This is a genomic window from Halobacterium sp. GSL-19, from assembly GCF_016917855.1.
In the GTDB taxonomy this organism is placed as follows: domain Archaea; phylum Halobacteriota; class Halobacteria; order Halobacteriales; family Halobacteriaceae; genus Halobacterium; species Halobacterium salinarum.
On the sequence record NZ_CP070377.1, the window covers coordinates 1,138,597 to 1,152,755 of the forward strand.

At 62.6% G+C, this 14,159-nt stretch carries 11 protein-coding genes and 2 pseudogenes; 5 read left to right on the forward strand and 8 right to left on the reverse strand.

Features of this window, described 5'->3' with window-relative positions; all coding sequences use genetic code 11:
- The first annotated feature begins 1 nt into the window (after position 1).
- Both cobD and cbiZ read left to right on the forward strand, forming a co-directional pair.
- Positions 2-1,012, forward strand: coding sequence for a threonine-phosphate decarboxylase CobD (gene cobD, locus JT689_RS07765; protein ID WP_205250869.1), 1,011 nt, complete (start codon positions 2-4; stop codon positions 1,010-1,012).
- The gene (gene cbiZ / locus JT689_RS07770; RefSeq protein ID WP_205250870.1) at positions 1,005-1,718 is read left to right on the forward strand and encodes an adenosylcobinamide amidohydrolase CbiZ; all 714 of its coding nucleotides are present in this window, start codon (positions 1,005-1,007) and stop codon (positions 1,716-1,718) included. The genes cobD and cbiZ overlap by 8 nt, the downstream gene beginning before the upstream one ends.
- A 123-nt stretch (positions 1,719-1,841) precedes the next feature.
- On the opposite strand, the pseudogene JT689_RS12365 reads toward cbiZ, so the two are convergent.
- Positions 1,842-2,138: pseudogene (locus JT689_RS12365) on the reverse strand (transposase); the annotation flags it as partial.
- Positions 2,139-3,525: 1,387 nt separating this feature from the next.
- A pseudogene (locus tag JT689_RS07775) lies at positions 3,526-3,795 on the reverse strand (transposase); the annotation flags it as partial.
- A gap of 194 nt (positions 3,796-3,989) precedes the next feature.
- On the opposite strand from JT689_RS07775, the gene JT689_RS07780 reads away from it, so the two are divergent.
- Positions 3,990-4,163, forward strand: coding sequence for a hypothetical protein (locus JT689_RS07780; RefSeq protein WP_010903161.1), 174 nt, complete (start codon positions 3,990-3,992; stop codon positions 4,161-4,163).
- Between the two features lie 17 nt (positions 4,164-4,180).
- Here the strand turns inward: JT689_RS07780 and JT689_RS07785 are convergent, their stop codons facing one another.
- Together JT689_RS07785 and JT689_RS07790 are read right to left on the reverse strand one after the other, a co-directional pair.
- On the reverse strand, positions 4,181-4,990 hold the full coding sequence (locus JT689_RS07785) for an ABC transporter permease (RefSeq protein WP_205250871.1): 810 nt from the start codon (positions 4,988-4,990) through the stop codon (positions 4,181-4,183).
- Positions 4,987-5,916, reverse strand: a complete 930-nt coding sequence (locus JT689_RS07790) for an extracellular solute-binding protein (protein ID WP_205250872.1) — start codon at positions 5,914-5,916, stop codon at positions 4,987-4,989. Before JT689_RS07790 ends, JT689_RS07785 begins: the two co-directional genes overlap by 4 nt.
- 60 nt (positions 5,917-5,976) lie before the next feature.
- Between JT689_RS07790 and JT689_RS07795 the strand changes: the two genes are divergently transcribed.
- Positions 5,977-6,408, forward strand: coding sequence for a Tfx family DNA-binding protein (locus tag JT689_RS07795; protein WP_010903164.1), 432 nt, complete (start codon positions 5,977-5,979; stop codon positions 6,406-6,408).
- Positions 6,409-6,418: 10 nt separating this feature from the next.
- Here JT689_RS07795 and gcvPB read toward each other — a convergent pair whose 3' ends face one another.
- From gcvPB to gcvT, 4 genes are all read right to left on the reverse strand, one after another.
- Positions 6,419-7,840, reverse strand: a complete 1,422-nt coding sequence (gene gcvPB, locus JT689_RS07800) for an aminomethyl-transferring glycine dehydrogenase subunit GcvPB (protein ID WP_205250873.1) — start codon at positions 7,838-7,840, stop codon at positions 6,419-6,421.
- Positions 7,840-9,165, reverse strand: a complete 1,326-nt coding sequence (gcvPA, locus tag JT689_RS07805; protein ID WP_205250874.1) for an aminomethyl-transferring glycine dehydrogenase subunit GcvPA — start codon at positions 9,163-9,165, stop codon at positions 7,840-7,842. Before gcvPA ends, gcvPB begins: the two co-directional genes overlap by 1 nt.
- Before the next feature lie 270 nt (positions 9,166-9,435).
- Positions 9,436-9,810 carry a glycine cleavage system protein GcvH gene (gene gcvH, locus JT689_RS07810; protein ID WP_010903167.1) on the reverse strand — a complete coding sequence of 125 codons (375 nt, stop codon included), beginning with the start codon at positions 9,808-9,810 and terminating at the stop codon, positions 9,436-9,438.
- Positions 9,807-10,898, reverse strand: a complete 1,092-nt coding sequence (gcvT, locus tag JT689_RS07815) for a glycine cleavage system aminomethyltransferase GcvT (protein WP_205250875.1) — start codon at positions 10,896-10,898, stop codon at positions 9,807-9,809. The genes gcvH and gcvT overlap by 4 nt, the downstream gene beginning before the upstream one ends.
- 1,566 nt (positions 10,899-12,464) lie before the next feature.
- Here gcvT and JT689_RS07820 point away from each other — a divergent pair.
- Positions 12,465-13,310, forward strand: a complete 846-nt coding sequence (locus JT689_RS07820; protein ID WP_205250876.1) for a hypothetical protein — start codon at positions 12,465-12,467, stop codon at positions 13,308-13,310.
- The last annotated feature ends 849 nt before the right edge of the window (positions 13,311-14,159 follow it).

A 14,159-nucleotide genomic window follows, 5' to 3' on the forward strand; every position in this document is an offset into this window, starting at 1 on the left:
AATGCACCCTGACGCCGTCCGCGACGCCGGCCGGGTTGCCCACGGCGGCAGCGACGACCCCGACGTGCTCGACTTCAGCGCGAACACCACCCCGCGGACGCCCCCCGGCACCCGAGCGGCGTACGCCGCCGCGCTCGACGACGCCGCCCGCTACCCCGACGACGACTACCCCGCGTTCCGGGCGGCCGCCGCCGACCACGTTGACTGCGCCCGGGACACCGTCGTGCAGACGCCGGGCGGTCTCGCCGGCATCCGGCTGGCCATCGAAACCCGTGTCACGCCCGGCGACACCGTGCTCGTGCCGGCCCCGAGCTTCAGCGAGTACGCCCGCGAGGTCGAACTACAGGGCGCAACGCCCGTCTTCGTGCCACACGACGCCCTCCTCGACGCCGACCCCAGCGAGCACACGCTGGCGATCGCGTGCACCCCCAACAACCCCACCGGCGACCGCTACGACGACGACGCATTGCGCGCGTTCGCCGCGCGCTGCCGGGCCGCAAACACCGAACTGCTGGTCGACGAGGCGTTCCTGGGGTTCACCGACGCCCCCTCGATCGCCGGGACCCCGGGGGTCGTGGTCGCGCGCTCGCTCACCAAGTTGTTCGGACTGCCCGGGCTGCGCGCGGGGTTCCTCGTGGCCGTCGGCGACCGCCTGACGACCCTCCGCACGGCGCGCCGGACGTGGAACCTCGGCGCGCCCGCCGCGGCCGTGGGTGCCCACGCGATGCGCCAGTCCGAGTTCGTCGCCGAAACCCGGCGGCGCGTCGCCAGCGAACGGGCGCGCATGCGGGCCGCTCTGACCGACGCCTTCGACGTGCATCCGTCGAGTGCGCCGTTCCTCCTGCTCGATGTCGGTCCGCGGCCCGTCGACGCCGTCATGGCCGCCGCCAGCGCCGAGGGCATCAAACTCCGGGACGCCACCACGTTCCGAGGGCTCGACAGCCACGTGCGGGTCGCCGTCCGCACCCCCGACGAGAACGACCGCCTCCTGGCGGCGCTGGCGGATGTTTGAGACGACGCTGCGCGACGGCGTGCTCGAACTCGCCGCCCCGGGCGCGCGGTGGCTCTCGACCGGCTGGAACGGCGGCGACACGCGCGCGGACCGCGCGTACAGCATCACCGTGCCCGACGACTGGGCCCCCGACAGCACCCACGCGTACGTCACCGACCGCCTCGCAGCCGCGGGCTTCCCGCCCCGCGACGACGCCCCCGTGTTGCTCACTGGCGTCGCACAGGAGCACGCGCGCATCGCGCGCTGCGGCCCGGTCGCGGTCGCGGCGACCGCCGGCCTCTCGAACCCCGCCGCGCTCCCGATGGACCCCGACGGCGGCACCCTCCCGGACGCCAAGCGCGCACCGCCGGGCACGGTGAACCTCGTCGCCGCGACGACCCGAGCGCTCGACGACGCCGCGCTCTCGAACCTCGTCGCGGTCGCGGCGGAAGCGAAGGCCGCGACGCTGCTCGCCACCGCCGGGTTTCCCGGCACGACCAGCGACGCCGTGGTTGTGGCCTGCGACCCTGGCGGCGAAACCGCGCCGTACTCCGGGAGTGCAACGCCCGTGGGGGCTGCCACCCGGGCCTGCGTCCGGGAGGCCGTGCGCGCCAGCCTCGACAGCCGCGACGCTGCCAGCCCCGACTCTGTGGAATCGGCCGCGCACGGCACGACGACGGACGTGCAGGCGACCGTGTTTCGGCCGTCGCCGGGGTGGAACGGATAACAGAGAACCGGGGTCGCGCCACCACGGATACCCACGGCGTCAGCAACGGACATATCGAGCCGGCTAGTGCGGTCCACAGCGCGGTTCTCCGTTCGGAACGGCGAGCAGGCGCTCGAAGCGTCCTATCCGAACAGTATTCCCGATCAGCCGGACGGGTGCCCACTGGTAGGGAGACTCGTCGGTGTTCTCTTTGGTCCCAATAATCTCGTCTTCATCGCCCGCTCGATCGCCAGTGAACGGGTCGGACTCGGGAACGTCGATAGCAACGATGCCAGCCCGGTAGAACTCCTCAGTCTCCGAAACCTGACCTAAGAGTCGACGTACGGCCTGTCGGTACATCTCGCGTATCTGCTGGATGGGGAGGTCGCGGAGATGTTCGTGATGCGCGTGGCCGAGTAGTATTTGATCTGACCCAGTTTGCCCCCAATCATCAAAAATAGAGGGTGAATAACCCCCTATATATTTATTTTAACTACTATTCGGTTCTTTACTTTATTAGTGGTATTAATATTGGTGTGTGGGCCGGAAAATCTGTGCCGCCTGATATAGATATGTAACGAAGAGCTGGACAATAGGATGCAGGTGGTCTGAGGTCCTATATGGGGGCATTCAGGCATTGTCCAGTGTCCTCCCCAGTCTGACGTGCTGATTCGGCAGTCCGTTCTGAACTGCCTCGAAGGCATTACTTCAGTGAATCCATCTCAGAAGAGTGCGGTGGGCGGTGAATTACAAGCAGGCCGTCAGCCATGGCCTGCTCAAGTGTTCCTCGTCAATGAATTACGGATGATTCTCCCATCATCCGAAAGTGTTTACCATACCGTAAGTTAATTCAATATATGCGGCCGCGAGTTGTCCTTATAGCCGCTCTGGTCGTTAGTAGCATAGCCCTTGCCGGCTGTTCTGGGACGCAGAGTGGAACACCAACAGCGAGTACGGCATCCACTACATCTCCAACGGTCACTTCAGCTACAACAACAACGGAAGACACGACATCCACGAGTAAAGAACCCCAACAAGGTGACAATCTGTTGTCGATCAGTAAGGTGGGTGAATCGACTGCAAAACAAGTCAATGAGAGTAACAGGGAGATCTTCTCCGAGCTAAACGAGAGCCAACAGCGCGTCTTTCTGAACTCGTACAACTGCTCTTGTAACGCGGAACAGGATGTATTCGAGTTCCACGACAAAGGCCGGACGAAGTACGTGAAGTACAACGAGGAATGGTACTATCTCCGTGTCGCGATTGTCTAATTGATATGGGCTAGATGAGTGAAGTCGGGAAGCGAGGAGGCCGTGGCGAGAATTGCTTTCAGAGATCTACACCGAAGATGACTTTCGCTTGTCTTCTAAGACGCGTCGGCCGCTCTAGGAGTTACTTCATGTGACCTTAGTGATAATCCTACTGACATTACGTCGCCAGACGCAACTATTTCTTCAGGTAGAGGTATGCCTTCACCCACAGAAAGTAAATTATTCGGCTAGCTTATGTTGTAATCACTAGATATCAATATCTTCCGCAGCTTATCGGAATCAGGCATCCCTGGGTCAGTGTCTATTTGTCTCTCAGGTTGTGCAAGTGATCCCCGGTGTGGATTCGTCCGCTCGATCACGCTGGGAGTTGAGACTACAGTGGGTATAGCGGGCCTGTGATGCGTAGTATCGGCCGTATCGTCGAGCAGTATCTGCTTCAGATTGCGCGCTAAACCGGCGTTCTCGTTTGGTGCGTAACTAATTCAGGAGATTTTGAGACTCCGGATAGTGCTGCCAGATAGGTCCCGGGCGACTACGACCAGAGAGTTCCGATAGGATCCGATTTCTGTCTCCTTCTCCACCAGCGTCAGCGTGTTCTCAGCCGTCACGATCGGCGAGTGTTCATACGCACCGGTCGACTCCACCTGTACGAGCAAATCAGCGGCCCGCCAGATCGGGTACGAGAGACACGCGAACCCGAAGTAGAAGCACCGCAGGCCGAAGTGTTTCGACGTTGTGGCGGCCATGAACCGTTTGATGGACTTGTAGCCGCGCTCTGCTTCGCACTGGGAGCCGTACCCAGTGAGGTGTCGTCTTCGTCTGTCCGTCGCTGATCTCTTTGGGATTCCCCGAACCTACGCACGCCATACGCACTGAGATGACCGGCCTCAACTACTGAGCCCACTCTATTTGTATCGTGATTTGTGGTTTATACTGTTGGCTACCGCGTGCGGGCCGGCCAACAGCGAGGGACGGCCGCTGAATCAGTACGTTCAATTGCGTGGGTTCGCCACCCAACAGTATGGCCACTGAACTCGACCACCACTGCCCGAACTGCGAGGCCGAACGCGCGTTCTACCGGACCGCAGCGATGAACGTCCACCTCGGCCTGAAGACGAAATGGTCGTGTCCGGACTGCGAATACGGGTTCATCCGGATCGCCGCCGACGACGACATCTCGACGGCGACAGCGTAGCTCGCCGCCGACACTGCTTACTCGGGGGGCACTGCGGCCGCCTGTTCGCCGAGGCGGTGAACGGCCCCAACGACGAACAGCGTGATCACCAGCAACGCGACCGCCAGCGGAACGACGGCGTCGATGCCGTCGCTGCGGAACGCGACCCAGATGCGGATCGGCACGGTCCGGGGGGTGGTCGCGACCATCATCGTCGCGCCGAACTCGCCGAGTGCGCGCGCGAACGTCAGCACGATCCCGGCGAGGATGGCGGGCCGGGCCAGCGGGATCGACACCGTCCAGAACGTCGCAAGCGGGCCGCGGCCAAGCGACCGGGCGGCGTCCTCGAAGCGCGGGTCGACGCCGTCGAACCCCGAGCGCGCGGCGACCACGAGGAACGGCGCGGCGACGAACGTCTGCGCGAGCACGACACCGATGGGGCTGTTCGTGAGCGGGATGCCGGCCGCGGCGGCCCACGCGCCCAGCGGGGTGAACCGCCCGACGACCGTGAGCAGCATCGTGCCGCCGACCAGCGGCGGCACCACGAGCGGGAGCACGACCAGGCCGTTCACGAGGCGCTTCCCGGGGAAGGTTGCGCGGGCGAGGGTGTACGCCAGCGGCACGCCGAACACGGTCGCCAAGACCGTGGCGGCCGTGGCGGTGGCCAGCGAGGTGCGGATGGCGGCGCGTGCGTCGGGGGCCGTGAGCCGGCTGCCGATGTCGGCAGCGCCGGTGTGCGCGAGGAACGCGACGAACGGCACGACCAGGTACGCCACCAGCACCGCGCCGAGGGCGACGGGCAGCCAGTGGCGTCTGGTGGCTTCGCCGATGGGGGTGCCCGCGGTCATCGCTCAAGCGCGTCGGGGAGCGCGCCCTGATGGGTGGGAAGTGGCTCGGGGACCGCCAGCCCGGCGTCGCGAACCACGTCGGGATTGGCTGCGAGGAATCGCACGAATGCGCGGCCGCCCGTGGTGTTCGATGCGTCGTTCAGGACGGTCGTCGCGTAGGTGATCGGGCGGCCGTGGATGCGGGTGCCGTCGTCGGTCGTGTAGGTCGCGGACGCGTAGTGGTCGGCGCGCTCCGGGGCGGCGAAGTTGTACGCGTCCGGGAAACCGAGAAACGGGAGGTCGTGGTCGAGGGCCATGTTCTCGTAGACGACCGCGGCGGCGTGGTTGCCGGTTTCGACGTCCGCCAGCAGCTGGGACTCGCTCGGTTTGGTGACCGTTGCGGGGTCGAGGTCCGCGCGCAGGTCCGGCGCGTCGTGGGCGGTGGCGGCGAGCGTGAACGCCATCAGCGTGCGGTACCCCAGCGGGTCGAGTGCGGGGTCGCTGACCGCGATGGTGTCGGGCGCGGCGTCCACGGCGGCCCGCCACCACGGCGTTCCCGCCGCGAGACGGCGGCCAAGCGGCGTCGAGGGCACGTAACAGATGCCCAGGCGGTTGGACGCGAACTCCAGGGCCCAGTCGGCGTGGGCGTCGAACAGCCGCGTTCGCAACAGCGTGGCGTCCGCGCTGATGGCGACATCGGGGTGTTTGGTGCCGTCGCTGATCAACTGCAGCAGGGTCGTCGAGCCGTGGTATTCGGGCCGGAGGGTGTGGTCGGTGGCGTCCTCGAAGGCCGGCCGGATGTGGTCCTCAATGGTGGATGTGAGGCTGCCCGCCGCCAACACGTGGATCGACGCGTTAGCGCCGGTGAGACAGCCCGCAGTGGTTCCGATGATCGCGCCGGCGGTCCCCAGGTACTGCCGCCGCGATACTGGTGCGGTGCCCGTCATGAGCACAACTCGTTCTCATTGACCGATAAGGCTAACTCAACTGGTTTTGTTTGACCGCGTGTGCTCACAGCCGACGACACGGTGTTGACCGAGCGGCAGGTGGAGGTGCTCACGCTCCGCGAGCAGGGGGACACCCAACAGGAGATCGCGGACCGACTCGGCACCACGGACGCGAACATCAGCGCCATCGAGCGCGCCGCCCGCACGAACATCGAGCAGGCGCGCCGGACCCTCCGGCTTGCGGACACACTGCAGGCACCGATCCAGTTCACGGTGCCGGCCGGCGAGCGCTTCGACGCGCTGGTGGAGGCCGTCTACGCGCACGGTGACGAGGCCGACCTGAAGATCGCGCACTGTCGGCCCGAGCTGTATCTCTCGTTGTACGAGACGCTGGGCGACCACACGACGAAAAACCAGCTCGAAGCCCCGATCACGGTGGGGCTGACGGCCGACGGCGATGTGTCAGTGCACGTCGGGGACACACCGCAGTGAGCGCCGCCGGTTAGTCCAGGTCGTGCCAGGACAACCGCGGGTTGCGGGCGGCGGCCGTCTGGTCGATGCGGCGCGCAGTCGTGCGACTGGGCGCGTCCGCGAGCGCCGCGTCGTCGTCGCCGGCGACAGCGTTGAACGCGTCCGCGAGGTCATCGAGCGTGCGTTTGCTCTCGGTCTCGGTTGGCTCGGTCATCAGCGCCTCCGCGACGAGCTCGGGCCACTTCGTCGTCGGCGGATGGACCCCGTAGTCGAGCATGCGCTTGGCGACGTCGGCGGCGTCCTGGTCGCCCGCGCTCGCGACGAACTCGTGGTGGAACGGCCCCAGCGGGATCTCGTAGTCGAGTTGGTCGGCGAGGTAGTTCGCGTTCAGCACGGCCTTCGCGGAGGCGTCGGCGAGCCCGCTGTCCCCCAGGCGGTCGATGTACGCGAACGCCTTCACGAGCACCGGCCAGTTGCCCTGGAACCCGTGGACTTTCCCGATTGATCGCGGGGGCGTGTACAGCTCGTAGTCGCCGCCCGCGGACTGCCTGACGTGTGGGTCCGGGAGGAACCCCGCGAGCTCGTCGGTGACGCCCACAGGCCCCGCCCCCGGCCCGCCGCCGCCGTGGGGGGTGGCGAACGTCTTGTGGACGTTGAAATGCATGATGTCGAAGCCCATGTCGCCGGGGCGTGCGCGCCCCAGCAGGGCGTTCAGGTTCGCGCCGTCGTAGTACAGCAGCCCGCCGGCGTCGTGGACCATCTCCGCGATGGGTTCGATGTCGCGCTCGAACAGCCCCAGCGTGTTCGGGTTCGTCAACATCAACGCGGCGGTGTTCTCCCCGAGCGCGGCTTCGAGCGCGTCGAGATCGACGCGGCCGTCGTCGCCGGACGGCAACTCGATGACGTCGTAGCCGCCGAGCGCGGCCGACGCGAAGTTCGTGCCGTGGGCGGCGTCCGGGACGATGACCTCGTTGCGGTGGCCGTCGTCGGTGGCCTCGTGGTAGGCCTCCGCGATCAGGATGCCGGTGAACTCGCCGGCAGCCCCGGCCGGCGGCTGGAGGGTGACCGCATCCATGCCGCCGATGCGCCCGAGGTAGTCCTGGAGGTCGTGCATGACGGCCAGCGTGCCCTGAAGGGCGGTCTCCGAGCGATCCGGATGAACCGCGGCCGCGGGGAGCGCGGCGGCGTCCTCGGTGAACCGGGGGTTGTACTTCATCGTGCAGGAGCCGAGCGGATAGGGGCCGGAGTCGACGCCGTAGTTCTGCTGGCTCAGCCGGACGTAATGGCGGGCCAGCTCGGGCTCCTCAAGCGACGGCAACTCGACGGTGTCCCGGGTCAGGTCGTCGGGCAGCGAGGAGTCGACCGAGACGGTGGTCTGGTCGTTCTCGCTGAGCAGCGGCTCGTTCGTCTCCCCCTCGGCGGGCGCGTAGCGGGCCTGTTCGTAGTGCTCCATCACTCACTCACCTCCCGGACCGCAGCAACGAACGCGTCGGTCGCGTGCTCGTTGGCGTCCGTAACACACACCTGGATGGTGTGGTCGTCGACGGCGTGGACCCCGAACCCCTCGGCCTCAAGCGCGCTGGCGACGGCGGGCGCGGGTTGTTCGGTGCGGGCCTGGAACTCCCGGATGTGGTGGCGGTCGTCGTGGACCGGCGCCGTCACCCCCGAAACGTCGTCGAGGCGCGCGGCGAGATCACGGGGCAACTCGACCATACGCTCGGCGAGGTCGACGAGCCCGTCGGCACCCAGCCACGCCGCGTGGATCGCGGCCCGGAGCGCGACCCACGCCTGGTTCGTGCAGATGTTCGACGTGGCGCGCTCCTTGCGGATGTGTTGCTCGCGGGTCTGGAGCGTGAGGGTGAACGCCCGCGTGCCGGCGTCGTCCTCGCTGGCACCGACGAGCCGGCCGGGGACCTGCCGGAGGAACTCCTCGCGGGTGGCGAACACGCCCAACCCGGTGCCGTAGCTCGTGGGCATCCCGAGCACGCTGGCGTCGCCGACGACGACGTCCGCGCCCACGTCGACCGGCCGCTGCAGGATCGACATCGCGACCGGGTCCGAGCCCAGGCAGAACAGCGCGTCGTGGCTGTCCGCGAGGTCGCCGACGGCGCACAGCTGCTCCTCGACGGTGCCACACGTCGTCGGGTTCTCGGCGTACACCATCACGACGTCGGCGTCCATCGCCGCCTCGAGTGCGTCGAGATCAACGTTGCCGGCGTCGGTGGCGTACCGTTCGACCACCACGTCCGATCCGCTCGTGTAGTTCCGGAGCACGTCGACGTGGCTGTCCCGGACGAAGCCGGGAACGAGGACGCGGTTGCCGTCGGCGGCGCGCACGCGCTTGGCGAGCAGTGCGGCCTCGGCGAGGGCGGTCGCCGCGTCGTACATCGAGCAGTTCGCAACCCCCAGTCCGGTGAGCTCAACCAGGAGGCTCTGGTACTCGAACAACACCTGGAGGAACCCCTGTGTGATCTCGGGCTGGTACTGGGTGTAGGAGGTGATGAACTCCGAGCGCTGGGAGACGCTGTCCACCAGCGACGGCACGTAGTGTTCGTAGTGGCCGCGCCCGAGGAACTCCGTGAGGTCGTCGTTGTTCGACAGCCGCCGCCTGACACCGCGAAGCGCTGCCTGCTCGGATTTCGTGTCGATGCCGAACTCGCCGTCGAAGCTCACTTCCGGGGGGATGTCGAACAGCTCGTCGACCCTGTCGACGCCGACCGCGTCGAGCATCGCGTCGGTGTCCGCCTCGCTTGGGGACGCGTACGGGCTGCCGCTCATCGTTGGGTCCGTTGCCTCCCGGCCGCGACGCCGACGGTTCCGATGGCTCTCATGAGCCGACGTTACGACCCTGTGGTAAAGATTCCCCCGGTTCCGGAACGTCGCACCCCGCGAAAATATGCAAGTATATGAATACTTGGCTGCGGTGAGAGGCGTCTGTACACAAACACGCGGTGTGGTGGGCTGTTCCGAGGGCGCGCGCCGCCCAGTCTCGTGGCGGCCGGCAGCGGTGCCGACGCGATCACCGCCGGCTGGACTGTGTGCCCGCCGTCACGCGATCTGTGCGCGGTAGTCGTCGGAGTCAAGCGTCGCTTCGAGGTCGTCGCTGTCGAAGTCGATCTCGACCAGCCAGCCGTCGCCGAAGGGGGCCTCGTTGACCAACTCCGGCTCGTTCGTCAGGGCGTCGTTGACCGCCGTCACCTCGCCCGAAACGGGCGCGTACAGGTCCGAAACCGCCTTGATAGACTCGACGACGCCGAGCTCGTCGTGCTGGTCGAGCGCGTCGCCGACGCTCGGCAGCTCCACGAACACGACATCGCCGAGTTCGTCTTGGGCGAACTCGCTGATGCCGACGCGGCCGGTCGCAGGGTCGATCCATTCGTGTGATTCGAGATACTGCAGGTCGTCAGGAACGTCGAAGCTCATTGGTCGAGGAAGGGTGGTGTCGTGATGGTTGCTTGCTTGTCGGTGCCACGGATCCGCACCGCAACAGTCGTGCCGTCGGCGGCGTGCGCGCTGTCGACGTATCCGAGCCCGATGGGCTCGCCCAGGGTGGGACTCATCGTCCCGCTGGTGACGGTTCCGATCTCGTCCCCAGCAGGGGTCGTGACGGCGTAGCCGTGCCGCGGGACGCCACGCTCGTCCAGCGTCAGCCCCACGAACTGCTGTTCGGGGCTGTCCGTATCGGCGAGCGCGTCCCGCCCGACGAACCCCGACTCCGGCGCGACGGCGAAGCCGATGCCCGCCTCGAACGGCGTCCGCGGGTTCTCCTCGGGGTCGAAGTCCTGCCCGGACAGCAGGAAGCCATGCTCCATGCGGAGGGTGTCCCGCGCGCCGAGCCCGCAGGGCTGGCAGTCGTTCGCGATGGCGTCCCAGACCGCGCCCGCGCCGTCGGCCGGGAACACGATCTCGACGCCCGCTTCGCCCGTGTAGCCGGTGTTCGCCATGAGGCACTCGACGCCCGCGACGCCGACGGTCGCGGCCTCGAAGCGTCCGAGGTCGTGGACGCCATCGCCGGCGCGCGCCGCGACCAGGTCGGGCGCGTCCGGCCCCTGGACGGCCACCATCCCGTAGTCCGTGGTGACGTTGTCGACGGACGCGTCGAGGTCGTGGGCGTCCCGGTGGTCGGTCCACCGGTCGAACGCCGCCGCGTCGTGGCCGGCGTTGGGTACGAACAGGAACGCGCCGGGCCAGTCGGCGGGGGTGCGATAGACCACGGTGTCGTCGATCATGATGCCGTCATCGTCGGTGATGGCGGCGTACTGTGCGTCCCCGGGGTCGAGACGCGACACGTCGTTCGTGGTCAGTCGCTGCATCAGTCGTTCGGCGTCCGGCCCGGACACCTCGATCTCGCCCATGTGCGAGACGTCGAAGATGCCCGCGGCCTCCCGAACCGCGGCGTGCTCCGCCTGGATCCCGTCGAAGTCGACGGGCATGTTCCAGCCGCCGAACTCCGTGAAGGAGGCGCCGCGGTCCTCGTGTCGGCCGTGCAGCGGCGACGTTCGAAGACCCATACGTGGCCCGTCGCGTCCCGGGAAGTAAGGCTTTCGTAAACAGGTGTGCTGGTGCGTCCCCCGCGATGGCATAAACCACTGGACGCGATACGAAACGGCGGCGTGTCGGCGTTTTGATTCCGGGCACGCCAACACTAACAAAGCAGTATCTCCCCCGAGAGCCCTTCGCTGGTTTGGAAAGGACCCGGAACCAGAGATTGCTTCTGGATTTGGTGGTGTTGAGGCAGCAAACTCATCTTCAGCAGAGGAAGCAATCCCCACGGACTCTAACGAGGAGTCCACAGCATCGAATCGTTCGACTAGTGTTGGTGGAACCGTTACTGAAAATGCTGAGTCGCCTGGTGGTGAGCAGCCGCCACGAAGGGGAACCTGGAAACGTACTTCTTAGAACACGAAATTCTAGGCCGTGCGCGGGCGCAGACGACCTCTGTCTCACTGATTCATTCGAGACAGTGTGGTTCGAGGAGACCGAACCACTTGCCGACACAGGGATTACTACATCGGAGGTTGCAGAAGCCTTGTGCGTTGAAGATGATTACAACCAGTTTGAACTCGTTACTCGTAATGAAGCGCGGCTTCTGCAATCTGACTCGGGGCAGGTCGGTCAGTGGCCCTCTCGGGCTGCGCTAATAGCAGATATTGCCGGTAGTCGTGCTCTTCGTTCCCGGGTTTCGGACTGGGGAGCATACGATACCCAAGAAAGGGGTCAAATCCTCAATGGTCTCCGAATGTTTCTTGAGACGTGCCCCACCACAGGTGGAGGTACTCAGGTGGATTAGGAGGTTGTTGAATCCTGCTGTAGTTCCCACGAGGTGATTGCAGTTAGCTGCGAGGAAACCAGTGAGCACCTCTTCGAACATAGCCTCGCCAATACTGAAAGTTGACGTAGGGAGTATAATCGTCCTGATTTCAACTATCTCAACTTCCTCCGCAGTTTTGTGTTTGTTTACACTATAAGAAAAGAATCCGACCTAATAAATTGGGCTTATTCTAGGCATCTTTGCAAAGCATATCGTTGGCGTAGTGGAATTTTGCGGTTCTATGCTGAACCGACCAGTAGTAGGTAGAATCAGGTCACTGCATCGTCAGGCCGATAGCGATCAATTTGGCCCGCTGAGTATCTTTAGAGTCCCAAAATCACAGAAACACCTGCATAAAAGACACGGTAAAGCTTATTGAGTAGGAGTAGAATAAAATCAATATGAAGTCAGTTAATGTACAATATGCTACACGAATATTTGGTATTTTTCTTGCGTGTGTAGTCATCGGCCTACCAGCTTGGGTTTTTGTTCTTTACCCCACAGAACAAGCAATGAATCTGCTTAAAAGTCCCACTTCTTGGGCAATAGGCATTTTCATCTGGTTAGTATTGTCTTTTTCATTTTTAGTTGCAAATCAGAACTAGAGTATTTCGTTATTATATTTAGTAGTTATGTATTTTCTAATTCTTTTACCAGATTTAAAATATAAATTTTACAATAATTAATACTATTAGTATCCAGTATAATATAAAAATGGAGTTAAATGGTAGAAATAAATCGGCGTAAGCTGCTGAAGAGTCTCGGAGTGGCAACAGGTGCAAGCACCTTTGCTGTTGGAACAACCGGAGCGGCAGAGAATCCGGATGAAGCTGAAGTGAATGCTGAGCAAAGTAACGCAACCATTGAACGTGCCAGAGAAGCAATCCAAACAGAATACGCTGAAAAGCTAATCTCAGGCCTTTCACTTTACGAATTCGGGCTCAAGAAGGACTTATCTAATGCGAATAAGATCCATGGGATGATTGATAATAACGAGATTGTACTAACAATCTCAATTCCATTTAGTGCTGGTGAATTATTCGTCCACTACCGCGAAAACCGACCGTTTAAGGCAATTGTCCGCCTTGAAGATGAAGAACTTCAACAGAAGTTCGATTGGACTGCAGCAGAGTCCGGTGTCGTATATGCATTCGCAGATGGTGAGGAGACTCCAATAATTGGAACTAGGTCTGTTACTAGTGCACAGGTTCTCAATCAAGTAGAACAGGTGACTAAGGACCCACAAGACACTGTTGAGTTCACGGAATTGGATGAGGGTAGCACAGACTCTGAAACCAAAAAATCGAAGATCTCCAATGAGGAAACTAAGGTGACAATTATCTCTGACAGTGAAATCTATGTTGGGAATGCTGATAACCCAAGACAAATCACTCAGTCATCCCCGAAACTTACCACTCAAGGATGCGATGAAGAACTAGTCGCATGTGGGGCAAGTTTGTTCACTGCTGCCCCAACTTGTGCAGTCATTGCTGCTGGGTGTAGTGCAACAGGCGTGACTGCTGTTCCTTGTGCTATTGCCGTTATAAATACCTGCCTGCCTGGGGTTGCCGTGTCGCTTCCAGCATGCACTGGAATTGATGCCTGCCTGTAGGCATTTCAATAAATAAAGAATGTATTTCAACCGATACAACGACACTATCTAGTTCGGCACCTCCTCAATTTGCGTCTTTCTATAGAGAGCTTGATGCGGCCGCAAGCGGTTAAAGTACTACCAGTGGTACTCATTTTCCACGCACCTGTTGCATTTCCTTGGCTGGCCACGGCCCTTCACTTCGAATTAACTAGCGCTGAAACCAAGCTTCAAGTGATGATATTGTCGCTGAGGCGAGCCTGTTTGACGGCGGCATCCAATCGCTACAGCGTCTCCGTAACGGTAAGCCCGGCGGTCTCGCGGCCGCCTAAATAATACGTGAGCTCGTTGTTGAGCGTCACCCAGTAATTGAAGAAACACCTGGCAGTCCCCATGTAGAACACACGGACCGACCGAGCACTTTCTTCGCGTACTTATGAGCCTACAAACCACAGGTTCGGTGTTTGGATTTCTACAAACCACCAACAGACTAACATTCCCCCTGGGTTGCTGTGAACGGATCAGCCAACGGAACCTACGTCGCAAGCAAGGAAAACTCGAATACTACCAACGGCAGTTTCCCCAGAGGATTCGCACCAAAGTGCAGAGGAGCACAGAACTCTGCATACGCATGGAGATACGTAGACGGAAACTGGAAATGTAGCTACCCGACAGCGGGACAAGGAGAGATAACAGTCAACTTCTTCCAGACACCGCCAACCGATGGATCAACCCACGCAGAATTCCAGATCAACTGGAGCGAACTCAAGGACTGGTCTGCAGCATACCCAACACAACCGGAAGGAGCACCAATCGACGCAGAAAAATCAGCCTACCCCGTCAACGTAACAGCACAGTGCTGGATAGGTG